Here is a 23,628-nt window from a genome sequence, read left to right as displayed (position 1 = left end):
AATATAAAGGCCGTCTGAAACCTGTTTCAGACGGCCTTGTTTTATTCTGTTTCTCAATAAAGCTTCATATCTTTCTCAAAAAAAGCCCCATTACTTTCTCTCCGGCCACCGCCAGCAAGGCTCCGGCCACAACCACCATGGCACCCACATAGCTGACGAGATTCATATCCGAAGCGGCAAAATAATCGGGGGCGAGATGATGGCCGATGGTGGAAAATATCATGGTAAATACAGGTATCAGCGTGGTAACGATACTGACTTTTGAAGCGTCCCAATGGTTGAGCGCTTCACCGAATGAACCGTAGCCGATCAGCGTGTTCAGGCAGCAATAGATAAAGCAGCCCCATAAAAACGGATTGCCGATATGGGCGATTTGCGACGGTTCGGCAAACGGCAGAAAAACAAAGCTGCTGCAAAAATAAATCATGAGCAGGATTTGTTGCGAATTGAAATGTTTGGACAGAAGTTTTTGCGCCACGCCGTAGCACACCCAAATCATGCTGCCCGAAGCCGCCATCATCACGCCGACCGCGTAGCTGCCCAAGCTGAAAAGTTCGCCGAATTTATCGTTGAAAAACATGACCAAACCCGTCAGCAAAAGCATCAAGCCGATTTTTTGCCAATGCGTAAAGGCTTCTTTAAACACGCCAACGCCGACCAAAATCATGGTAAAGGGCGAGAGTTGCCACAACACCTGCGTGGTTGTCGGCGAAATATAGTGCAAACCCATGGCAACGAGCACAAAGTTGGCGGAAATGCCGACAATACCCAGCACCAATAAAAATAAGGTTTGCTTGGAAAATTCAGACGGCCTCGGCAGCTTGCCGGTCAGTCCCAACAACGCAAACAACACCAGCGACGCCACTAAAAAGCGTATCCACACCAGCGTGGGCGCATCGACGGCTTTTAAGGCCTGTTGCGCCGCTACCGGCAGCGAGCCCCAAGTCATGGTGGCAAGCAGCGCCAATGAAAAGCCGAGCCAAGTTTTTTGTTTCTTCATTTTTCAGACGGCCTTTATTTACGCGGCTTCCCAGTAGTCGATATAAAGCTGCAATTCGAGATTATTCCGCCATTCGTTGGCAACGGGACGGTACACTGTACGGATGTATTCGGGAATGTCTTCGCTGCAACGCCAGAACATGGCTTCAAATTCGTAGCCGTCTTTTTGCAGCCAGACTTTTTTATGTTTGCCCTCCGCGCCCAGAGGCTGCTGGCGGACAACGTGAAATTCATCGGTAAAACTCGGCGGCGCGAAGCCCTGCCCCCAAACGTGTCGGGCAAGGTTTTGCGCCTGTTCCAGCGTAATGTCGCGTGCGGGCAGGCTGCCGTCGGTGATGAAGGTTTGCGACAAATCGTCTTCGCACACCATCTCGCGTACGGCTTCTTCAAAGGCCGTCTGAAACGCAGGAATATTGTGTTCGAGTATGCTCAAACCCGCCGCCATTGCGTGTCCGCCGAATTTCAAAATCAAATCGGGATGGCGTTTGGATACCAAGTCCAAAGCATCGCGCAGGTGCAAATTGGGAATGGAGCGTCCCGAACCGCGCACTTCGCCGTTGTCGGCAGGCGCAAATACGATGGTCGGACGATAAAAACGGTCTTTGAGGCGGCTGGCAACAATGCCGACCACGCCTTGATGGAAGTCGTCGCGATACGCCACCAACGTCGTCTGACCTGAAGGCAGGGTTTCAGGAAAAGCATTCAGCGCGTCTTGCAGCATAGACTGCTCGATTTCGCGGCGCTCGATATTGAGGTTGTTTAACTGAGCCGCCAGTTCCTGCGCCTCGGTGTCATCTCGCGCCAACAGACAGGCAATGCCGACCGACATATCGTCCAGCCGTCCGGCCGCGTTGATGCGCGGTCCCAACGCAAAGCCCATATCAAACGGCTGAGCCTTGCGCCAATCTCGTCGCGCCACGTCAAACAAGGCGCGGATGCCGGGGCGCATTTTGCCCAAACGCATCCGTTTCAACCCTTGAGACACGAGGATACGGTTGTTGTGGTCTAGAGTGACGACGTCGGCGACGGTACCGAGTGCGACCAAATCCAAAAGGTCGCCCAGATTCGGCTCTTTCAGGCCGTCTGAAAAATAATTGCGGCGGCGCAGCTCGGCACGCAAAGCCATCAATACATAAAAAATTACTCCCACGCCCGCCAAGCTTTTACTTTGGAAACCGCAGCCTTTTTGGTTTGGATTGACGATGATGCAGTCGGGCACGGTCTCGGCAGGCAGATGGTGGTCGGTCACAATCACATCCAAACCCAACTCCTGCGCACGCGCCACGCCTGCAATGCTGGCGATACCGTTATCCACCGTCACCAACAAATCCACACCTTGCTCGGCAGCGAGTTCGGCGAGTTCGGGCGTTAAGCCGTAGCCGTGTTCAAAGCGGTTGGGCACGAGAAAATCCACTTTCGCCCCCATCGCCGCCAAACCGCTCATACCGACGGAACACGCCGTTGCGCCGTCGGCATCATAGTCGGCGACAATCAGGATTTTTTCCTGACGCTCAATCGCATCCGCCAAACGTCCGGCGGCGGCTTCACAGTTTGTCAGCGATTGATACGGCAAAAGCGCAGCAAGCTTGTCGTCCAACTCGGCCGGACTTTGCACATCACGCGCAGCACACAGCCGCGCAATCAAAGGATCGGTACCGGCAGTGAGCAAGTCGTTGAAAACAGTCGGATTAATGGAACGTGTTTGAATTTTGACGGACATAGTGTGTGGGATTAAATAGAGAAAAAATTAATTTTTTGAAACATTTATTTTAAGGAGGAGGCCGTCTGAAACCTGCAATCCGTTTTCAGACGGCCTTGGATATTATTTGCGTGAAGCATCGATAATTTCACTGACTACGACATATGAGCCTGCTATCACTGCGCCGACTGCGTCCAAAGCCAATGTAAATGGCGTTTTCAGGATATTCCCCGTCAACTTCCAAACGTCGGTGCTTTTTTTGGTTTCCGTATAATAAATTCTGACCGGGACGGCAGTGTCAAAACGGCGGTCTTCGGCAACATTTTTCGGCGTCGCATAATAATGACCTTCGGTAGAAATACACCGTGTGTAGACAGTTTTACCATCGAGTTCAACCGGCTTGAACGCCAACTGTTTTAACTTGGCAATCTCGGCAGCTTTTTGAGTATCGTAACGCAGGCAGAAATTCGAGCGAAAAGTTTGCGCTTCAGGAGATTTCAATTCAACCGGCAAAGCCTCATACACCTGTTTTGGGTTTTGCTGAACCATTTGAAAGCGTTTACTCAGCTTAGCGCCCAAAACTGCCTTCAACTTGGCCGAATCTTTAGGATTAACGACAAACCAATATTTTTTGCCCATCATGACCAAGCTGCCTGTTTCCAGTTGCGTATTGTCTTGGGCAACCACGCCAAAATGCTTGAATATTGTCTTTAGCGACGGTTTTTTCGGTTGTGGTTTGATGGAAAGGGCTATTTCTTTCCCAAAGATCGGTAGTACATCCATTGAGGGTCAATACACCAACCAGCAAGGCGATTGCAGAGTGGCGAAATTTCATGGTCATCCTCCTTCGGTATTACGATACAGGCCGTCTGAAAACCGCAATCCGTTTTCAGACGGCCTTAAGGTTTATTCTTCCCAATCCTTCCCTTCTTCTGAAACGTCGGATTGACCGGCCTCCATCACTGCTTTAATTTCTTGGAACAACGCGCGGAAGTTTTTCGGCGGTTTGTTTTGTTCCTGCTCTTTTTTGGTGTTGCGGATCAAGGTACGCAATTTGCCGGCGTCGGCTTGCGGAAAATCGGCCATAAATTGGGTAATCGCGCCATCGTCTGCCAACAGTCGTGTACGCGCCTGCTCGACACGTTGCAAAAAGGCATTATGTGCCGTATTGTCGCCGCGCAGTTTGGCCAAATAAGCTTCGATGGGCGCAGGGTCGGTATCGCGCATCAGGCGGCCGATAAATTGGGCTTGGCGTTTGAGCGCGCTGTTGGACGTGATTTTTTTATAGGTGGCAATGGCTTCGAACAGCTCTTCGTCCAAGCCGATTTTTTTCAGCGTATCGCTGGAGAGCTTGGTCAATTCCATACCCAAAGCCTGCAAATCGTTCATCTGCTTTTTCATTTGGGTTTTGCTGACCCATTCGTCTTCTTGTTCAAACATTGTGTTTCCCTGATTTTCTGAATCTGCCTATTTTATCAGTTTTCAGACGGCCTTTCCGTGCGATTTTTGCAGAGGCCGTCTGAAACGGTTAAAATGCCGCAAAACCCTGTCAGGAAACCTTTTTATGCTGTTTAACCACACACCGGACGAGCTGTTGCGCTTGTGCGGACACACGCTGGATTTGGCCAAACAATCCGGCGCCACCGCGGCCGAAGCCGATTTCAGCGAGTCGCTCGGTCAAAGCGTCAGCGTGCGCTTGGGCGAAATCGAACAAATCGAGTTCCAACAAGACAAATCTTTAGACATTACGGTCTATGTCGGCCAACGCAAAGGCCGAGCCAGCACTGCCGACTTTTCCGAACGCGCCCTGCAAGATACGGTCAAAGCCGCCATCGATATTGCACGCTATACCGCCGAAGACGATTGCGCCGGCCTTGCCGACGCTGCCTTGATGGCAACCCATATCGGCGACCTCGACCGCTACCACGAATGGGATTTGAGTACCGAATCCGCCATTGATTTGGCCAAGCAATGCGAACAGGCCGCTCTGTCAACGGACAAACGCATTGAAAATTCCGAAGGCGCATCGGTTCATACCGGCCATTACCAATATGTTTACGGCAACACCCACGGCTTTGCCGCACACCAGCAAAGCACGCACCACAGCATTTCTTGCAGCGTGGTCGCCAGCGACGAACACGGCATGCAGCGCGACTATTGGTATGATTCTTCCTGCCGTCAAGAAGACATGGACGCGCCCGAACTCATCGGCCAAACTGCAGCCGAACGGACTTTACGCCGTCTGAATAGCTGCAGCGTTCCGACCGGCAGCTATCCCGTACTGTTTGATACCACTGTCGCAGTCGGCTTAATCGGCCACCTTATCGGCGCACTCAGCGGCGGCGCGCTCTACCGCCAAAGCAGCTTCCTGATTGACAGTATCGGCAAACAGGTGCTTCCCGAATTTCTCAGCCTTCGCGAAGAACCGCATATCCTGCGCTCGTTCCGCAGCACTTATTTCGATGCCGAGGGCGTGTCCACGCAGCCGCGTTTTGTGGTGAAAGACGGTATCGTCGAAGGCTATTTCCTCAGCAGTTACAGCGCGAAAAAACTCGGTATGCAGACAACGGGCAACGCCGGCGGTGCGCACAATCTGTATCTGAACCACACCCACGCCACGCAGGCCGACCTGTTGAAAGAAATGGGAACAGGTTTGCTGGTTACCGAATTGATGGGACAAGGCGTCAACGGCATTACCGGCGACTACTCGCGCGGCGCGGCCGGTTTTTGGGTGGAAAACGGCGTCATTGCCTATCCGGTTCAGGAAATCACCATTGCCGGACGTTTGCAGGATATGTACCGCGACATCACCGGCGTGGCAGACGACGCATTACGCCGTTCATCCAATCAAATCGGCTCCATCTTGGTTTCTAAAATGACGGTTGCCGGCAACTGATTGAACTAAATATACAAAAGGCCGTCTGAAAGATATCTTTTCTTTTCAGACGGCCTCGCCGTTATCTACTTCCATAAAAAACACATCATGCATATTGTCGTTATCCCCTCTTGGTATCCTTCTTCCGAAACTGACGTGGACGGAATCTTTTTCCGTCTCCAAGCCCAAGCCCTGCAACGTGAAGGCATGAAAATCGGCATGGTCGTACCCATGTTCCGCTACTTGAGAAGTCAGCCGAAAACCATCTTCTCGCGCTTCTACGGCCTGCGCCGCCATCAGCAAGGCGGACTCAACACTTACGCCTACGACAGCATGTATTTCTTCCCGCGCTGCCCGGTTGTCGACATCGACCGCATCCGCTGGGTCAATGCAGGCATGAAAGCTTTTGAAGCCTATATCGCCGACAACGGCAAACCCGACGTAATTCACGCCCATTGCGTCAACTATGCCGCCATTTTGGCCTGTGCCATCTTCAAAAAATACGGCATTCCCTATGTAATTACCGAACACAGCAGCGCCATTTCACGCGGCCTTGTCCGAAAAAACCAATGGCCGTCCATGCACGAAGCCGTGCGCCACAGCGCGACCCGATTCGCCGTCAGCCGTGATTTCTGCCGCATTCTCGAAAAAACCTACGCCGGTACAGACTGGCAATACCTGCCCAATATGCTGGGCGGCAATTTTGAACAGGATTTCGAGTTCCCCGAAAAAAACAATCAAGACTTCACCTTCTGCAGCGTCTCCCACCTGCGCCACCTCAAAGGCCACGACCTGCTCCTGCCTGCTTTTGCCGAAGCACTCAAAACCTATCCGCAGCTCAAACTCAAAATCGGCGGCGGCGGCGTAGAAGAAGGCCGTCTGAAACAACTGGCAAGCGACCTGGGCATCAACCACGCCGTTACCTTTACCGGCGCATTAACCACCGACCAAACCCTGGATCTCATGCGCCACAGCAACGCATTCGTCCTCGCCAGCCGTACCGAGACCTTCGGCGTCGTCTATATCGAAGCACTGTCGCAAGGTTTGCCCGTTATCGCCACACGTTGCGGCGGCCCCCAATCCATCGTCACATCCGACAATGGCCTGTTGGTACCAATTGAAAACATACCGGAACTGACCAAAGCTTTGCTCACCCTCTACGAAAACCATGCACACTACGATCCCGTCCGTTTGCGCCAAGATTGCCTGCAACAATTCGGCAGCCGTGCCATTGCGCAACACCTGATCGACACCTTCCAAAAAGTGCTTAATAAATAGGCATAAACCATACAGGCCGTCTGAAATCCTTCAGACGGCCTGCCTGCTTCCAACAAGACAAATCTAGTGTAAATTTAAGACAATAACTAAACTTTTTGATTTAAAATCAGTCGAAGGAAAAATTGTTACCTACAATAATATCCCACATATATTATGCGCTATTACGGAACGATTACTCGCTGGAACAGCAAGCGCGGCTTCGGAGCCGCTACCATAGAAGACACAGGCCAAGAAATCTTTCTTGCCCTTGCCGCCTTCACCACCCTTACCCGCCTTCCGGCCGAAGGGCAACACATCTCCTTCAACATCACAGAAGGCCGACGCGGCCGCAAAGAAGCCGAAAACGTCTGCTTCGCCCTCGATTGCGCCGACTGCTTCGATGTCCTCGTCCCTCCCCCTGAAAAACCCCTCGCCGGCAAACAAGCTATCGTCGGCCTGATTGCCGTTATCTTCGTCTGCAGCATTTTCGCCGTCTTGTGGTACGGCCTCCACTTTTCCGACAACACACCGGAAGAGCCTGTCGTCAAAAAACAAGAAACCATGGTTCACGAAGTAGCCGCCAAAATCGAAGCCGAACGCAAAGCATGGCGCGATGCCGTCAACGGCAACAACCAACGCTCGGGGCAACCTCAACGCTCCAAAGATAATACTTCAAAACAATAACGCTGTATCCAATACAAAAAGGCCGTCTGAAAAAATGGGAAGATGAAATTATAGATTTCTTCCTCATTCTTTCAGACGGCCTTTGTTCTTACCTCAATTCGGCTCCGCCATTTCCAACGCCTGTTTGATGTTCACGGCGACGACGCGCGAGACGCCTTTTTCCTGCATGGTTACGCCGACGAGCTGCTCTGCCATTTCCATGGTCAGGCGGTTGTGGGAGATGTAGAGGAACTGGGTTTGCGCTGACATTTCTTTGACCAGATTGCAGAAACGCGAGGTGTTGGCGTCGTCCAGCGGGGCGTCGACTTCGTCCAGAAGGCAGAAGGGGGCGGGGTTGAGGCTGAACAGGGCGAACACGAGGCTCATGGCGGTGAGGGCTTTTTCACCGCCGGAGAGGAGGTGGATGGTGCTGTTTTTCTTGCCGGGCGGGCGCGCCATGATGGACACGCCGGCGGTCAGGAGGTCGTCGCCTATCATCTTGAGGGTGGCTTCGCCGCCGCCGAACAGGGTCGGGAAGAAGGTTTGGACTTTGCCGTTGACAGCGTCGAAGGTTTCTTTGAAACGCTCTTTGGTTTTGTCATCGATTTGGGCGATGGCTTCTTCCAAAAGCACGATAGCGGCCTGTACGTCTTCGCTTTGGCTGCGGTAGTAGCCGTCGCGTTCGCGCGCTTCTTCGAGTTCTTGCAGGGCGGCGAGGTTGACGGCGCCGAGGGCTTCGATTTGCTGGGTGAGGCTGCCGATGCTGTTGTTCAATACTTTTGGTGATTCTTTCGCCAACGCTTCGAGCGCGTCCAAATCGGCGGCGCGTTCAGTCAGGTTTTGATGGTAGCGTTTGGCGTTAATCAGGGCTTCCTGCTGCTGCAACAGGGCGGTTTGGGTGGCGGCCTGAAGCTGCGGCAGCTTGGTTTGCAGGGTTTGCACTTTAGCGTATTGCTCCCTGCCCTGCTCCTGAATCTGCGCGAGTTTCTCCTGTACAACAATATATTCTTCGTCCAAGGTCTGTACGGCTTCGCTTAATTCTTCAAGCTTGATGTGCTGCTCGTCGTTTTGGAACTCGGTTTCATAGGCGAGGGCAAGCTCTTGCTGGCGTTCCTGCCAGTCGAATGTTTGCTGTTCAAGCTGGGCAATTTGCTGTTGGTAGTTTTGTTTTTGCTGGTTGAGCTTGTGAACGGCGACTTCCGCCAGCCCGTATTGTCGGTTGGCTTCCAACAGGGCAAGCTGCGCCTGTTTCAGACGGCCTTGCTGCTCTTGGCGGCTGTGTGCGGTGGTTTGCTGCTGGTGTTCGAGTTCAGCGGCGGCCTCTTGCAAGGTAACGATGTCGTCTGCAAGGCCGTCTGAAGTATGTTGCAACACGGTCTGCTCTTCCGCCAACTGCGCCAGTTCGCGCTCGATGTGTTCGCGGCGGATTTGCCCTTGGTTGGTGCGCGCTAAAAGTTCGGCGGCGCGTTGCTGCGCTTGGCTGTATTGGCGCGTATGCTGCTGTTGCTGCTGCATCAGGTTTTTATGTTGCACTTCGGACGAGCGCACGGTTGCCTCCGCCTGTTTGAACGAGGCTTCGGCGGCGGAGAGTTCGGGGGCGAGGTTTTCCAGTTCGGACGCAATGCCGTCGAGACGGGCTTTTTGGGCAATCAGGCTTTCCTGCGCGGGTTTGGCATAGAGCAGGACGCTGACTTTATCGACCTGATGGCCTTCGGGCGTGAGCCAGATTTGGTGGGCGCCCAAATCGCTTTGATGCGCGAGGGCGTAGCTCAAATCGGGGGCGCACAATACGCCGTCGAGCCAGTGGTGCAATGCCGTCTGAAACGGCGGCTGCGCTTGGATTTGGTTCAACAATGCCTGTACGGGCAGGGATTTTTTGAAGCCGCCGGAGAGGTCGTCTGAAAGCCATGCCGCCTGCCCCTGCGGCAAAGGTGCGGGGGGAACGAAGCCGTGCGGCACGGCGCGGGCATGCAGGCGTTCAGCAAGGATGACGGACAAGGCGTGCTGCCACTCGGCGGGCGCGGTGATGTGTTGCCACAGCTGCGGCGCGGCGGCGTGGTCGGTTGCCTGCCAGAAGTCGGCGGCTTCCTGCTGTTGCGACAGGATTTGCGACAATGCCTGCTGCTGCGCCTGCAAGGTGATGTGTTGCTGCTTCAGGCTTTGGAAGCGGTTTGAGGCCGTCTGAAACGCCTCGCGGGCGGCGTGTAAGGCTTCTTCGGCGGCAATGATTTGCTCTTCGTAATGCTCTTGCTGGCTTTGCAACAAGGCGGCGGCTTCCTGCGCGGCTGTGGTTTCGGCTTCGTCGGGCAGGTTCAGGGCTTGGTTTTCCTGCTTCAGACGGCCTTTGCGCTCTTCGTGCTTGGCAACGGTTTGTTCGGCATGGGCAAGCTGCTGCTGCTTCAACGCCAGTTCGCGGCGGATGCGGTTTGCCTCGTCCTGCTGGGTTTGGAAGGCGGCGTTAAGCGTGGCTTGGGCTTCTTCCAATTCGGGCAGACGCTCTTCGTGTTCAGCAACCTGCATCGCCCATTCCGCCAATTCGGTTTGCTTTTCTTCGACGTATAACTCGTTTTCTTCCAGCTTGACGCAGATTTGCTGCTGCTCTTGATGGATGCGCTGCAACTGCGCCTGCGCCGCCTGCTTGTCGCGTTCGATGCGTTGGTGCAGGTTTTGCTGATGGCGGATTTGTTCTTCCAAACGGGCAATCTGCTCGCGCAACACGCCGCGTTTGTTGCTCAATTCGTGTACCGCCTGCTGCTGCGACTGCTCGGCGGTCTGCAAGGCGTGTACTTCGTCGTTTAACGCCTGAACCTGCGCGGCGGTTTCGTCCTGCTGCGCCTGCAAAGACTGATGCTGCGCGGTCGCCTTGTCGGCGGCGGCAAGCGATTGCTGCCATTGCGCGTAATCAAGCAAATCCTGTTGTTGGTTTAACTGCGCGGTCAGGGATTTGTAGCGTTCGGCGGTTTCCGCTTGTTTTTCCAGCTTTTCCACCTGACGCGCCAACTCGTTCTGCAAATCGCCCAAACGCTGCAAATGCTCGCGCGTGTCTTTCAGACGACCTTCCGTCTCCTTGCGGCGTTCCTTATATTTGGACACGCCCGCCGCCTCCTCGATATAGGCGCGCAACTCCTCCGGCCGCGCTTCGATGATGCGCGAAATCATCCCCTGTTCGATAACGGCATAACCGCGCGCGCCCACGCCCGTACCCAGAAACAAATCGGTAATGTCGCGGCGGCGCACGGTCTGATTGTTGATGAAATAAGTCGATTCGCCCTGACGCGTCAGCTGCCGCTTGATGCTCACCTCTGCATACTGCCCCCACGCCCCCTGCAAACTGTGGTCGCTGTTGTCAAACACCAGCTCCACCGAAGCTCTCGGCGCAGGACGGCGCGTTGCCGCACCGTTAAAAATCACGTCCTGCATACTCTCGCCGCGAAGCTGCTTCGCCGAAGCCTCTCCCAACACCCAGCGCACCGCGTCAATCACATTCGACTTGCCGCAGCCGTTCGGCCCGATAACCGCAACAAGCTGCCCCGGAACATGAATCGTGGTCGGGTCGGTAAAAGATTTGAAGCCGGAGAGTTTAATGTGGGTAAGGCGCATGGCAATGTTTCGAATCTGAAAAGAAGGCGTATTTTAACGGAAATACGCTGATCCGTTGAGAGAAAAGCATCCATAAAGTCCGACTGCTTTTTTATCTTCAAAAGGCCGTCTGAAAAGTTTGTTAAAAAGAAACAGACTAGTATTGAACTCACTAAACTATTTAAAAGAAATTCATATAAAACAATTAACTAAAAAAACACCTGCCCAACCACCTGCCCTTTGATTAATTTTTGTACAGAAATGCAAACAATCTGTTTATTTTTTTATGATTTATGGTTATTATCGGGCTTTAAAGGTTTAAAAATCAGATAAACGATATCTCCGACCTTTTCATCAAGCGAATAACGATACAGGGAATCTCATGTCAAACATCCAAACCAAACTTAAAACCATCGTTTTTACAGCCATCAGCGCAGCCATCTTGTCCGCATGCGGTGGTGGCGGAGGCGGCGGTTCATCTGCTTTAAGCACCGGCGCGACTCCTACCAATAATACCGGCAACTCTACTGGCAATAATGGCAATCCTGCCAACAATAACAGCAATGTCAACACTCCGAAAGCGCCGTCTACTACGCTTACCAACAGTGCCGACAAGCTTGCCGAACTGACCGATGAAGCTCCAATCGATCCGGCCAACGTTAGCCAGCCTTTGCACACACATTTCATCTCCTCCAAAGGTGCTCAGCAATCCAACCCTAACGTCCAAATCCGCAGAGATGCCGCAGGCAAAATGTTCCAAACGGACAATCAAGACCGCAACCAAAATGGTCTGATCAGTTCTATTGACTTTAACAGCAATGATGAAGTCAAAATGGACGGCGTTGTGTTATTTAACAAGACCACTGATGGCAACGCAACCCAACCTACATGGACAAGTTCCGCTTCTGTTATTGCCAAAGTATATTCGAAAGGCAATACTCAAACTGATGTCAGTGAACAAAAAGGCAAAGAGAAAAATACTGAATTCGCATATGGCAAATCAACTTTGGATGACAGTATTATTGAAATTTCTAAAAAGTTAAAAGCTGAACAAGAAAAACTTGAAAAAGAAGAAAATCCAGAAGCCGGTCCAGTTAACAATAAAAAAGTAACTGAGATCAAAGCAAAGATTGAAGAATTAAATACTTTATACGCTAAAAATCTCGAAGTTCGGGCTAAACTAGCAGAAATGAATGAAAAAGCCAGCAATAATCTAGCCTATTTCCGTCCAGACCAAGATGGCTTAGTTTTCGATAAACAATTCGACGGTGTCTATGTCATCAATTTTGATGATGGCACCAAAATTGTGTTACATGATCCTTCTGCCGCTGGCTGGACATATCAAACCTTCGCGCATTACACCGACCCTAAAGGACATGTATACCAAGGCTACCAAAGCTTGGGCGATGAAACTGTCTTCACTACCCTGCCTGCTAAAGGTACAGCCACCTACAAAGGTATTTCCACTGCCTATGTGGTTACCGACAAGAACAATCGTCAGTTGACTTCCAATGTCATGGCTATCGTTGATTTCGGCCTCAAAGGTGTCCGTTTTGAAACGTCAAACTCACACTTCCATACTTTGGAAAATGGTAAGCGCGTATCCGAAGCAGATAAAAACTACGATTTCAAAGGCACGGCAAGCTGGAAAGACGGCAACCTCTTCTCCGGTAAAGTCAGCACGGCCGATGACAAGTTAAGCGGCAACCTGAACGGTAAATTCTACGGCCCCAATGCTGCAGAAATTGGCGGCACTTACGGCTTGAAAAACAAAGATGCAACCGAACATTTAATCGGTGGCTATGGCGCGAAACGTCAATAAACCTTCCTAAACAAAAGGCCGTCTGAAGTTTCAGACGGCCTTTTGTTTTTTAACTTGGATTACACCGATACGGCAGCTTTGATGTGCGGATGAGGATCATAGCCTTCCAACTCGAAGTCTTCAAATTTGAAGGCAAACAAATCTTTGACTTCAGGATTGATTTTCATGGTCGGCAGGCTTCGGAAGTCGCGGCTTAATTGCAGTTTGGCCTGCTCGATATGGTTACTGTACAAATGCGCATCGCCAAACGTATGGATAAACTCACCTGCTTCCAGTCCGCATACTTGGGCCATCATCATGGTCAACAATGCGTAGCTGGCGATGTTGAACGGTACGCCAAGGAAAATATCGGCGCTGCGTTGGTAAAGCTGGCAAGACAGTTTGCCGTTGGCAACGTAAAACTGAAACAGCGCGTGGCAAGGCGGCAAGGCCATTTCATCGACCAAAGCCGGATTCCATGCGGACACAATCAGGCGGCGCGAGTCGGGATTTTTCTTGATTTGTTCCACCACGTTGGCAATTTGGTCGATATGGCGGCCGTCGGGTGCAGGCCAACTGCGCCATTGGTAGCCGTAAACCGGGCCTAAATCGCCGTTTTCGTCCGCCCATTCGTCCCAAATGGAAACGTTGTTCTCTTTCAGGTATTTGATGTTGGTATCGCCTTTGAGAAACCAAAGTAGCTCATGAATAATCGAGCGCAGATGCAGTTTTTTGGTGGTTAACAGCGGAAAGCCTTCACTCAAATCAAAACGCATTTGGTAACCGAACACGGAACGCGTGCCGGTGCCGGTACGGTCGGATTTGTCGATGCCATTGTCGAGAACATGGCGCATAAGGTCGTGATAGGCTTTCATGTGTTTCCTTAGTGTATGTGTTGTGGGAATTTCGTGTGTATTGTACCGAATTTTCAGACGGCCTGCCTCTCTGTCTTCAATGGGGCGACCTTCCCCATATTCGCGTAATACACTCATTAACAATGTTGACAATTTAGCGCTAATTTACACAAATTTTTGAGCTGAATTAAATTTTTACAAAAAAATTTTCAATATTTTCTAGTTTAATTACTAAGCATTTTATTTTTATAAAAATCTATTTTATGAAATATTTTTAAATATTTTTAATTAAATTTAAAATATAATTCCATTTTTACAAATTGGTAAAAAAATAATGTCAACAATCTAGGTAAAATTTTTCTTGGCAAGTAAAATTTTTACGGCTATATTTCAAAACATAAATATTGAAATATCTCACTCAATAGGAGTAGAAAAATGACCGACCTGAACACTCTATTTACCAATCTCAAACAACGCAACCCCAACCAAGAACCCTTCCATCAAGCTGTTGAAGAAGTGTTCATGAGTTTGGATCCGTTTTTAGCAAAAAACCCAAAATACACCCAACAAAGCCTGCTTGAGCGTATTGTTGAACCGGAGCGCGTGATTATGTTCCGCGTTACTTGGATGGACGACAAAGGCCAAGTCCAAGTCAACCGCGGCTACCGCATTCAAATGAGCTCCGCCATCGGCCCTTACAAAGGCGGCTTGCGCTTCCACCCTACCGTCGATTTGGGCGTGTTGAAATTCCTTGCTTTTGAACAAGTCTTCAAAAACGCGCTGACCACCCTGCCTATGGGCGGCGGCAAAGGCGGTTCCGACTTTGATCCTAAAGGCAAATCCGATGCCGAAGTAATGCGCTTCTGCCAAGCCTTTATGACCGAACTCTACCGTCACATCGGCGCCGACACCGACGTCCCTGCCGGCGATATCGGCGTAGGCGGCCGCGAAATCGGCTATCTGTTCGGCCAATACAAAAAAATCCGCAACGAATTTGCTTCCGTCCTGACCGGCAAAGGCCTCGAATGGGGCGGCAGCCTGATTCGCCCTGAAGCCACCGGCTACGGCTGCGTATATTTTGCCCAAGCCATGTTGGAAACCCGCAACGACAGCATCGAAGGCAAACGCGTGTTGATTTCCGGCTCCGGCAACGTGGCGCAATACGCTGCCGAAAAAGCCATCCAACTGGGTGCAAAAGTATTGACCGTTTCCGACTCCAACGGCTTTGTCCTCTTCCCTGACAGCGGTATGACCGAAGCGCAACTGGCCGCTTTGATCGAGCTGAAAGAAGTACGCCGCGAACGCGTCGCCACTTACGCCAAAGAACAAGGCCTGCAATACTTTGAAAACCAAAAACCGTGGAATATCGCGGCCGAAGTCGCCCTGCCTTGCGCCACCCAAAACGAATTGGATGCAGATGCCGCCAAAATCCTGCTGGCAAACGGTTGCTATGTGGTTGCCGAAGGTGCGAACATGCCGTCAACTTTGGGCGCGGTCGAACAATTTATCAAAGCCGGCATCCTCTACGCTCCGGGCAAAGCCTCCAACGCCGGCGGCGTAGCGACTTCAGGTTTGGAAATGAGTCAAAACGCCATCCGCCTGTCTTGGACACGTGAAGAAGTCGACCAACGCCTGTTCGACATCATGCACAACATCCACGAATCCTGCCTGAAATACGGCAAAGTCGGCGACAAAGTGAACTATGTCAATGGTGCGAACATTGCCGGTTTCGTCAAAGTTGCTGATGCCATGTTGGCGCAAGGTTTCTAAACCCCTATCCAGCCAAATCAAAGGCCGTCTGAAATATTTCAGACGGCCTTTTTCTTTTCATGAAAATTTTATACGCCCAAATAACCTTCCCTGCTGGAAAGCCATCTTGCCAGATGTGCTTCGACGATTTCAGGGTTTTGTTCAATCAGCAAAGGGGCAATTTCGCGCGCTTGTTCTAAAAGGTGTAAGTCTTCTTCAAGATTGGCAAAACGCAGCATGGGAACGCCGCTTTGACGCGCGCCGAGAAATTCGCCGGGGCCGCGGATGTTGAGGTCTTGGCGGGCGATTTCAAAGCCGTCGGTGTGTTCGTAGATGACTTTCAACCGCGCTTTGGCGAGTTCGCTCAAGGGTTCAGCAAACAGGAGGACGCACACGCTTTCTGCCGCGCCGCGCCCTACCCGACCGCGTAATTGGTGCAGCTGCGCCAAGCCCATGCGCTCGGCGTGTTCGATGACCATCAAGGCGGCATTGGGCACATCTACGCCGACTTCGATGACGGTAGTGGCGACCAATACGTTCAGACGGCCTGCGGCAAACTCCGCCATGACTTCAGCTTTTTCGGCGGCCTTCATGCGCCCGTGTACCAAGCCGATGTTGAGTTCGGGCAAGGCTGCCTGAAGCTGCTCGAGGGTTTCGGTGGCGGTTTGCAGTTGCAGAGTTTCGCTTTCTTCAATCAGCGGACAGACCCAGTATGCCTGCTGCCCTTTGCGGCAGATGTTGAGAACGAAGCCTTCGACTTCGGCGCGGCGGACGTTGTTGACGAGACGGGTTTTAATCGGGGTACGCCCGGGCGGCAATTCGTCGATAACGGACACGTCTAAGTCGGCGAAGAAACTCATAGCAAGCGTGCGCGGGATGGGGGTGGCAGACATCATCAGCTGGTGGACGTCGCGCCCTTTGTTTTTGAGGGCGAGGCGTTGGGCGACGCCGAAGCGGTGTTGTTCGTCCACAATCACCAAGCCGAGATTTTGAAACTCGACGTCGTCTGAAAACAGGGCGTGCGTGCCGATGGCAATTTTGACAGTGCCGTCAGCCAGTTTGGCTTTGGCTTCGTCTTTGGCTTTTTTGCGCTGGCTACCGGAAAGCCAAACGACTTCAAGCCCTAAAGGCTCAAGCCATTGTTTGAACTTGATGAAGTGCTGTTCGGCAAGGATTTCGGTCGGCGCCATTACAGCCACCTGCGCACCGGATTCGATAGCAGTCAAAGCAGACAAGGCGGCCACAATGGTTTTGCCGCTGCCAACATCGCCTTGCAGCAGGCGGTGCATGGGGTGGGTTTGCGCCATATCGTGGCAGATTTCGGAAACAACTCTTTCTTGCGCATCAGTCAGGGCAAACGGCAAAGCGTGGCGCAGGGCTTGAGTCAATGTGCCGTCGCCACCCAATGCCGTGGCCGAGCCGCTGACGCGCTTCTGCCGTGCCAAGCGCATAGAAAGCTGTTGCGCCAAAAGTTCGTCAAATTTGAGCCGTTGCCATGCAGGCAGCGTGCCGTCTGAAAGTTGATGAATGGTGAAGCTTGGCGGCGGCGAATGCAAAAGGCGCAGGCTTTCGGCAAGGTGCGGCAATTTCAGACGGCCTAATAAAGCATCAGGCAAGGTGTCGTGCAACGGCGTAACGTCCAAGGCCGTCTGAATAATACGGCGCAAAGTGGGTTGATTTAAACCGTTTACGGTCGGATAAATCGGCGTAAGGCTTTCTGCCAAACCGCTGCTCTCGGCATCGCGGATTTTAGGATGAATCATCTCGTCGCCGTGAAACCCGTGCTTGATTTCGCCCACGGCGCGGATGCGCTTGCCGACCGCCATCTGTTTCTGGTTGCTGGCATAAAAGTGGATAAAGCGCAGAAAAAGGACGCTGCCGGAACCGTCGGCGATTTGGACAATCAGCTGCTTGCGCGGCTTAAATGTCACTTCCTGATGAATGACTTCGCCCTCAACCTGACACGGCACGCCGATTGGTGCATCCTTAATCGGCATGATGTGCGTCTCATCCTCATAACGCAACGGCAGGTGCAACACCAAATCCCATGCGGTATGGAGGTTGAGTTTCTCGAGCTTCTTAGCGGAAACATCGGTAATTTTGAGCTGTTTTTGGGTTTCGGGCGTCATCTTAAAAGGCAGCTGATTTAAAGTTTGCTGTATTTTATCCGAAAACAAAAAGGCCGTCTGAACGCAATGTTTCAGACGGCCTTCAAAGCTGAATACTTGAAACAAATGAATATTTGAAAATACGCCGGCTATCGAATCAACTTCAGCCATTGTTAGAAAACAGCTTTCAAAAAAGAAGGATGTTCAATCCATACTTTTATCAGGAATTTGGCCAATAATGTTCACATACCAAATAATGATCCATTCGCTCTAGAAATGCCAATCCAATTTCAATTTGACTGTCCGCGGTTCGCCATAGAAATTGTTTTGACCTCGCGTACGGTTGTAGTTGTTTTCAAAATACGTCCTGTCAGCCAGGTTCGTTCCGATCAGGCTGATTCTGCCGTGTTTGTGAAAGTCATATTGAACAAAGCCATCTATAAGTCCGTAGCCTCCTTGGCGAATATTGTAAAGGCTACTTGTGCGACTTTGCGCGGATATTCCACCACCCAAGGTCAACTTAGTTTGAGGCAAGCGGTAGCTTGTACCGAGGCGGAACATATGTACCGGCGTGAAGTTACTGAAGTTATATGGGTCGGCAGTCGTGTTTTTCTCCAACCGCTCCGCATTGACTTCTGCAGCATTTTTATACTTACTTTTGTTATATGTGTAGCCAACAAAAATACGCCAGTTTTCCGACAATTCGCCAGCCAATTCAAGTTCTGCACCGCTGCTCTTAACCTTACCCACAGGTTTGGCGATGGTTTGGAATGAACCTCCGTTACGACTAGTATCGGGAACAAATCCGAAATCGACAACGGTTCGGTTTTTCTGCTGTAAAACAAATAAGGCAAGCGAAGCATTCAGACGGCCTTGCAAGAACGACCCTTTCCAACCTATTTCATAGTTAGTCCCGATGAGTGGTGGAAGAACGGATTTGCTGGTTACATCAACGTTATCCTGTTGTTTAAAAATCTTAGTATAGCTGGCATACAAGCTTTGTTGCGGTGTCAGGTCGTAGGTAATGCCTGCATATGGCGTGAACCTATGACTTTGCATTTTTGAGGTGTAGTGTTCTTTGTCGATTTTGTTACTGCTCTCAGTTTGAAATGCCGTAGCAGGCTGGCCATAGCGTACAGGCATTTCTTTGGCTTGTGTGGTTTCATAGCGCGTATAGTGCATACCGCCCAAGAGATGCAGACGGTTGGTTGCATTAAAGCGGGTACTGACAGTCAAAGAATGTGTTTTATTCGTGTTAAGGTATTTCGAATAATTGTATAACGCCGGAACATGATCATCTGCAACCTGAACAGTTTTCCACAGCGGCGTTTTCAGATATTGGTTTGCCCATTTCAAATTTCCCTCTTCATCCCGCTCCTGTATTTTGTTTCCATTTGCATCCAATTCGTAAACAGGATCTTGCACCATTACGCGCTCACCATTGTCGTTGACTGTCCAGACAGGCTTACCCTCTGCATCCAAACGAGGAGTATATTTGGTCACATGCGCGCCACTGCATTCCGGCACATAGATCTTGTTATTACCTTTTTCGTTATAAATATGCCAATCTGGTTCGACAATACCTTTTTCTAAAGGATTACGCTCCGGACCATCGGGATGAATGCCGCAACTGCCTGCACCTGCATAACCTTGAGGACGGACAAAATAACGGTTTTGATATATTTCCGTATAAGCAGAACGAATTTTTTCATTGTTATACGCATAACCGACAAAGAAATCATGTTCACGCCCAAGCAGGCGGTAATTACCTGTCAGATCCAGCTTAAAGCCCCATTGCACATCGTGTTTGGTATAGTGCAACGGCATGAAGTTGTAACGGCGGTTGTATGTGTGGCGAAGATTGTATGCTGAGTCGTATAGACGGTTGGGAAACAGGCCTTCTGCATTGTTAATAATTCCTTGCTTTGCAAGCTCCTTATCAATAAACTCTTTTTTATCTACTTCTACACCCGGATCCTGCCAGTCGTTGCATAGGAAATCCAAACCAATGTCCTGCATACATTGATCGAAACCTGCCCGACGTGCTGCCGCCCTTTGGGAGCGATATTGTTCAAAAGCAGATGAATCGAAATGATGGGCAACATAATCTGCTTTTTTCTCTTCATATGTTTTCGTGACGCCATCACGATATTCTTTTAATTTTGCCAACGCCTTGTCTTTAGGCTCAAAAGGGATAACCTCTCCCTTTTCAGTTAGGAAACCCGTTGCCGCAGATGCTGAAATACCTGCCGCGTGTTCGTTTTTCAGAAAAAATTGTCCGACTTTGGCATCTGAATCATTACGCGTATAAGAAATTTCGGCATTGAGTTGCCATCCATTGTCAAAGACATGTTTGAAACCGGAAAAAATATTGTATTTATCAGCATTCAGGCGTGACCATGAGGTTTCACCCAAATAAGTATTACGTGGCAATTTCAAAGGATTGTTACAGGCCGGACTGGAGCTGAAGGCCGCAGTTTTTTGATCCTCACAAGGTAAAATCACGCCGGCAAAATCGGGAATATCTTTATTTTTCTGATAAGTACCCCCAAAAGTCAGCATACTGTTATCACTCAAATCCGTATCGATCACGCCATAAACCATGTCTTTCTTGTTCCATACACCCTCTTTAAAAGAACGGTGGTCCTCATGAACACCAACCAGCCTACCGCGTACCGTATGTTCATTATTCAAGCTTCCAGATACATCCAAAGCCAAACGCTTGCTGCCCCTATGGTCAGTGCTGATTTCACCTGTATGCTTAAACAGAGCTGCTGGCCGCTTACGGATTAAATTAATGGTTCCACCCGGTTCTGAATTGGACTGAGTAAGACCGGTTGCACCTCTGACAACCTCAATGTGATCATAAACAGCAAGGTCTGTACTGGGTGAGACATCGATTTTTGCCGTATAACCCGAACGTCCAGACACATTAGTGGTAATACCGTCTTCACCAATCTGATCAACATAGAAACCACGAGACAAAAAACGAGTTTGTAGGCCCGAATCCCGAACCACGTTGATTCCCGTAGTGTTTTTCATTGCATCTTCTAAAGAATATATTGCTTTATCATCTAGCTGCCGACGCGTCATTACGCTCACCGACTGTGGCGTATCCTTGCCTGAAATACGCAACCCAGTCGCCGTTGCCATCGTTCCGATTGTATAAGACTGACTGCGCTCGGTATTCCTTTGTGCCTGCCGTTTGCCACTGACCTTGACCGTATCCATATCTACATGTTCAACTTCTTGATGTCCTGTATCTGCAAAAACAGTTTGGCAAGGCAGTACTAATAACAAACAAATTGTTTTCATTTGAAAATCAGGTTTCACAACTATTTCCTTAATTAATAGAATCTACTTACCTACTTGATAAAAATTATAATTTATTAATTTTAAATGATATTTAATCTATAAAATTAAAATATAATAGTAATGATAGGCGGAATCATTATATACCTGATGCATTAATATATGAACTTTTTGTTATAGATTTTTTCTTATATCCTGATTTTTAGATAAAAAAAGGCCGTCTGAACACAATGTTTCAGACGGCCTTAATTTAGGTATAACGCGATTAAGCGTTAGCTCCCTGTTGTTCTTGGTAGATTGCTTCGAAGTTGATCGGAGCAAGCAGTACAGGTGGGAAGCCGGCGCGGGTTACGCTGTTGGAAATGGCTTCGCGTGCGTAAGGGAACAGGATGTTCGGACAAGCAACGCCCAACAGCAGTTGTACGTCTTCCTCAGGAATGTTTTCCAAACGGAAGATGCCGCTTTGGGTAACTTCGTTCAAGAACATGGTGCGCTCTTCGTTCAGTTTGGCAGTCACGGTCACGGTAACGTCAACGCTGTAGAAACCGTCTTCCAGTTTGGTGTTGCCGGTAGAAACGCGCATATCCACTTCAGGCGCGCCTTGTTCCAAGAAGATTTGTGGTGCGTGAGGCACTTCCAAAGACAAGTCTTTTACATACAGACGCTCAACGCTGAATACGGGTTGCAATTCTTCGCTCATTTTATTTTCCTAAGTTAAGGGTTAAGGATTCAGTAATTCGTCCAACTTGCCTTCCTGCTGCAAGCGGTACAAATCGGTAAAGCCACCGACATGGGTGTCGCCGATAAAAATCTGCGGCACGCTGCGCTGGCCGGAAAGCTGCTGCATTTCGGCAAAAACTTCCGGATTGCCGTCGATGCGGATTTCGTTGATTTCTTTCACACCCACCGCCTGCAACAGCCTTTTCGCCATGGTGCAGTATGGGCAATATGGACCGGTATAAACAGTAACGGTTTGCATGATTTCTTCCAGAATACCAATGTTCATGACTATATGGGCATAGGTGCTATTTTACAAGTGTTCCCGCCGTACGGTTGTAAAAAACATTCAGACGGCCTTCTGACCATAAACATTTGTGCAGATGCGGAAAAACCATAATTAAAGTATGATAAGCGCTTTCGCAGAATGACTTTTGCCATTTGTTTTTTGGAGAAGAACACATCGCAAAAGTTTTTCTATTCAAAATCAGGTATCCCCATGCTTTCAGGAATCCCCATCCCCAAGGACGCCGTGCGTCCGCCCGAAACTGTCCTCGTCAACATCACGCCGCAAGAAACGCGTGTGGCTGTTTTGGAAGAGAACAATATCTGCGAGCTGCACATCGAGCGCAACAGCGGTCATAGCTTGGTCGGCAATATTTATTTGGGCGTCGTCAAACGCGTCCTTCCCGGCATGCAAAGCGCGTTTATCGATATCGGTTTGGAACGCGCCGCGTTTCTGCACATCGTCGATGTCCTCGAACAACGCCGCAACCCGGACGAAACCCAACGCATCGAACACATGCTCTTTGAAGGTCAGTCCGTCTTGGTTCAGGTCATCAAAGACCCCATCAATACAAAAGGCGCGCGCCTTTCTACACAAATCTCGCTGGCCGGCCGTTTCCTCGTCCATCTTCCGCAAGAAGACCACATCGGCATTTCCCAACGCATTGAAGACGATGCCGAACGCAGCAGTTTGAGGGAGCGTCTCAACAATCTGCTGCCCGAAAACGCCTGCCACGGCTATATTATCCGCACCAATGCTGAAAACGCCTCCGATGACCAACTGCAATCAGACATCAACTATCTGACCAAAGTGTGGGAACACATTCAAAAACAGGCAAAAATTCAGCCGCCCGAAACCCTGCTCTATCAAGATTTGCCATTAAGCCTGCGCGTATTACGAGATATGTTCAGCCTCGATACGCACAAAATCCTGGTCGATTCCACCGAAAACCACCGCCGCATGACCCATTTTGCCGAACAATACGTTCAAGGTGCATTGGGCAGAATCGAGCTGTTCAAAGGTGAACGCCCCCTATTTGAAACCCACAACATCGAGCAGGAAATCGCCCGCGCCCTCCAACCGCGCGTCAACCTCAACTTCGGCAGCTACCTCATCATCGAGTCCACCGAAGCCATGACCACCATCGATGTCAACACCGGCGGCTTTGTCGGCGCGCGCAATTTTGATGAAACCATCTTTCGCACCAACCTCGAAGCCTGCCACACCATCGCCCGCGAACTTCGCCTGCGCAATCTCGGCGGCATCATCATCATCGACTTCATCGATATGGCGCAGGAAGTCCACCGCGAAGCCGTCCTGCAAGAGCTTGCCAAAGCCCTCAGTTTCGACCGCACCCGCGTCACCCTCAACGGCTTTACCAGTCTGGGCCTTGTCGAACTGACCCGTAAACGCTCGCGTGAAAACTTAAGCCAAATCCTCTGCGAACCCTGCCCTTCCTGCCAAGGCCGAGGCCGTCTGAAAACGCCGCAAACCGTGTGCTACGAAATCCAACGCGAAATCGTCCGCGAAGCGCGCCGCTACGATGTCCAAGCCTTCCGCATTTTGGCTGCTCCGAATGTCATCGACTTGTTCCTAGACGAAGAATCGCAATCGCTGGCGATGTTGATAGACTTTATCGGCAAGCCGATTTCGCTGGCAGTCGAAACCGCCTACACGCAGGAACAATACGATATTGTGTTGCTATAAAGATAAAAGGCCGTCTGAAAAC

Annotated in this window: 15 protein-coding genes and 1 pseudogene; 6 read left to right on the top strand and 10 right to left on the bottom strand. The window is 50.5% G+C overall.

Annotated elements, in window-relative coordinates; all coding sequences use genetic code 11:
* Window positions 1–64: 64 nt before the first annotated feature.
* The 4 genes and pseudogenes from HMPREF3139_RS07320 to yjgA all read right to left on the bottom strand — a co-directional run bounded on the left by HMPREF3139_RS07320 (window position 65) and on the right by yjgA (window position 4,138).
* Window positions 65–1,000, bottom strand: a complete 936-nt coding sequence (locus tag HMPREF3139_RS07320; protein WP_070461408.1) for a DMT family transporter — start codon at window positions 998–1,000, stop codon at window positions 65–67.
* A gap of 18 nt (window positions 1,001–1,018) precedes the next feature.
* Window positions 1,019–2,719 carry a single-stranded-DNA-specific exonuclease RecJ gene (recJ, locus tag HMPREF3139_RS07315; RefSeq protein WP_070461407.1) on the bottom strand — a complete coding sequence of 567 codons (1,701 nt, stop codon included), beginning with the start codon at window positions 2,717–2,719 and terminating at the stop codon, window positions 1,019–1,021.
* 102 nt (window positions 2,720–2,821) lie between these two features.
* Window positions 2,822–3,533: pseudogene (locus HMPREF3139_RS07310) on the bottom strand (hypothetical protein).
* Window positions 3,534–3,604: 71 nt separating this feature from the next.
* Window positions 3,605–4,138, bottom strand: coding sequence for a ribosome biogenesis factor YjgA (gene yjgA, locus HMPREF3139_RS07305; RefSeq protein ID WP_070461406.1), 534 nt, complete (start codon window positions 4,136–4,138; stop codon window positions 3,605–3,607).
* A 124-nt stretch (window positions 4,139–4,262) separates the two neighbouring features.
* Here yjgA and pmbA point away from each other — a divergent pair, with 124 nt between their 5' ends.
* The 3 genes from pmbA (at window position 4,263) to HMPREF3139_RS07290 (ending at window position 7,514) form a co-directional block, all read left to right on the top strand.
* A complete protein-coding gene (pmbA, locus tag HMPREF3139_RS07300) occupies window positions 4,263–5,594 on the top strand; it encodes a metalloprotease PmbA (RefSeq protein ID WP_070461405.1) in 1,332 nt (443 codons plus the stop codon).
* Window positions 5,595–5,681: 87 nt separating this feature from the next.
* Window positions 5,682–6,851, top strand: a complete 1,170-nt coding sequence (locus HMPREF3139_RS07295) for a glycosyltransferase (protein WP_070461404.1) — start codon at window positions 5,682–5,684, stop codon at window positions 6,849–6,851.
* A gap of 153 nt (window positions 6,852–7,004) precedes the next feature.
* Window positions 7,005–7,514, top strand: a complete 510-nt coding sequence (locus HMPREF3139_RS07290; RefSeq protein WP_070461403.1) for a cold-shock protein — start codon at window positions 7,005–7,007, stop codon at window positions 7,512–7,514.
* Window positions 7,515–7,607: 93 nt separating this feature from the next.
* On the opposite strand, the gene smc is transcribed toward HMPREF3139_RS07290, so the two are convergent.
* Window positions 7,608–11,093, bottom strand: coding sequence for a chromosome segregation protein SMC (smc, locus tag HMPREF3139_RS07285; RefSeq protein ID WP_070461402.1), 3,486 nt, complete (start codon window positions 11,091–11,093; stop codon window positions 7,608–7,610).
* A 361-nt stretch (window positions 11,094–11,454) separates the two neighbouring features.
* On the opposite strand from smc, the gene HMPREF3139_RS07280 reads away from it, so the two are divergent.
* Window positions 11,455–12,894, top strand: a complete 1,440-nt coding sequence (locus tag HMPREF3139_RS07280) for a transferrin-binding protein-like solute binding protein (protein WP_070461401.1) — start codon at window positions 11,455–11,457, stop codon at window positions 12,892–12,894.
* Between the two features lie 59 nt (window positions 12,895–12,953).
* Here the strand turns inward: HMPREF3139_RS07280 and HMPREF3139_RS07275 are convergent, their stop codons facing one another.
* Window positions 12,954–13,748: a thymidylate synthase gene (locus HMPREF3139_RS07275; RefSeq protein WP_070461400.1), complete on the bottom strand. Its 795-nt coding sequence runs from the start codon at window positions 13,746–13,748 to the stop codon at window positions 12,954–12,956.
* 414 nt (window positions 13,749–14,162) lie between these two features.
* On the opposite strand from HMPREF3139_RS07275, the gene gdhA reads away from it, so the two are divergent.
* On the top strand, window positions 14,163–15,497 hold the full coding sequence (gene gdhA / locus HMPREF3139_RS07270; protein ID WP_003745850.1) for an NADP-specific glutamate dehydrogenase: 1,335 nt from the start codon (window positions 14,163–14,165) through the stop codon (window positions 15,495–15,497).
* A gap of 68 nt (window positions 15,498–15,565) precedes the next feature.
* Here gdhA and recG read toward each other — a convergent pair whose 3' ends face one another.
* The 4 genes from recG to grxC form a co-directional block, all read right to left on the bottom strand.
* The gene (recG, locus tag HMPREF3139_RS07265; RefSeq protein ID WP_070461511.1) at window positions 15,566–17,605 is read right to left on the bottom strand and encodes an ATP-dependent DNA helicase RecG; all 2,040 of its coding nucleotides are present in this window, start codon (window positions 17,603–17,605) and stop codon (window positions 15,566–15,568) included.
* A 249-nt stretch (window positions 17,606–17,854) separates the two neighbouring features.
* Complete coding sequence (locus HMPREF3139_RS07260; protein WP_070461510.1) at window positions 17,855–20,899, bottom strand: TonB-dependent siderophore receptor; 3,045 nt, start codon at window positions 20,897–20,899, stop codon at window positions 17,855–17,857.
* A 262-nt stretch (window positions 20,900–21,161) separates the two neighbouring features.
* Complete coding sequence (gene secB / locus HMPREF3139_RS07255) at window positions 21,162–21,596, bottom strand: protein-export chaperone SecB (protein WP_070461399.1); 435 nt, start codon at window positions 21,594–21,596, stop codon at window positions 21,162–21,164.
* A 21-nt stretch (window positions 21,597–21,617) separates the two neighbouring features.
* Window positions 21,618–21,875, bottom strand: a complete 258-nt coding sequence (gene grxC / locus HMPREF3139_RS07250) for a glutaredoxin 3 (protein WP_003684090.1) — start codon at window positions 21,873–21,875, stop codon at window positions 21,618–21,620.
* Between the two features lie 237 nt (window positions 21,876–22,112).
* Here grxC and HMPREF3139_RS07245 point away from each other — a divergent pair, with 237 nt between their 5' ends.
* A complete protein-coding gene (locus HMPREF3139_RS07245; RefSeq protein WP_070461398.1) occupies window positions 22,113–23,606 on the top strand; it encodes an Rne/Rng family ribonuclease in 1,494 nt (497 codons plus the stop codon).
* Window positions 23,607–23,628: the final 22 nt, after the last annotated feature.

Origin of the sequence: Neisseria sp. HMSC15G01 (genome assembly GCF_001808255.1) — a bacterium.
GTDB lineage: Bacteria > Pseudomonadota > Gammaproteobacteria > Burkholderiales > Neisseriaceae > Neisseria > Neisseria subflava_A.
Note: the sequence above shows the minus strand (reverse complement) of the source record. Positions and strands in the feature narration are given on the sequence as shown.

Coding starts and splice junctions, on each gene's coding strand:
- grxC (WP_003684090.1), bottom strand. CDS start 21,875: ATGCAAACCGTTACTGTTTATACCGGTCCATATTGCCCATACTGCACC.
- HMPREF3139_RS07245 (WP_070461398.1), top strand. CDS start 22,113: ATGCTTTCAGGAATCCCCATCCCCAAGGACGCCGTGCGTCCGCCCGAA.
- HMPREF3139_RS07260 (WP_070461510.1), bottom strand. CDS start 20,899: ATGAAAACAATTTGTTTGTTATTAGTACTGCCTTGCCAAACTGTTTTT.
- secB (WP_070461399.1), bottom strand. CDS start 21,596: ATGAGCGAAGAATTGCAACCCGTATTCAGCGTTGAGCGTCTGTATGTA.
- pmbA (WP_070461405.1), top strand. CDS start 4,263: ATGCTGTTTAACCACACACCGGACGAGCTGTTGCGCTTGTGCGGACAC.
- yjgA (WP_070461406.1), bottom strand. CDS start 4,138: ATGTTTGAACAAGAAGACGAATGGGTCAGCAAAACCCAAATGAAAAAG.
- HMPREF3139_RS07320 (WP_070461408.1), bottom strand. CDS start 1,000: ATGAAGAAACAAAAAACTTGGCTCGGCTTTTCATTGGCGCTGCTTGCC.
- smc (WP_070461402.1), bottom strand. CDS start 11,093: ATGCGCCTTACCCACATTAAACTCTCCGGCTTCAAATCTTTTACCGAC.
- recJ (WP_070461407.1), bottom strand. CDS start 2,719: ATGTCCGTCAAAATTCAAACACGTTCCATTAATCCGACTGTTTTCAAC.
- HMPREF3139_RS07295 (WP_070461404.1), top strand. CDS start 5,682: ATGCATATTGTCGTTATCCCCTCTTGGTATCCTTCTTCCGAAACTGAC.
- gdhA (WP_003745850.1), top strand. CDS start 14,163: ATGACCGACCTGAACACTCTATTTACCAATCTCAAACAACGCAACCCC.
- HMPREF3139_RS07290 (WP_070461403.1), top strand. CDS start 7,005: ATGCGCTATTACGGAACGATTACTCGCTGGAACAGCAAGCGCGGCTTC.
- HMPREF3139_RS07275 (WP_070461400.1), bottom strand. CDS start 13,748: ATGAAAGCCTATCACGACCTTATGCGCCATGTTCTCGACAATGGCATC.
- recG (WP_070461511.1), bottom strand. CDS start 17,605: ATGACGCCCGAAACCCAAAAACAGCTCAAAATTACCGATGTTTCCGCT.
- HMPREF3139_RS07280 (WP_070461401.1), top strand. CDS start 11,455: ATGTCAAACATCCAAACCAAACTTAAAACCATCGTTTTTACAGCCATC.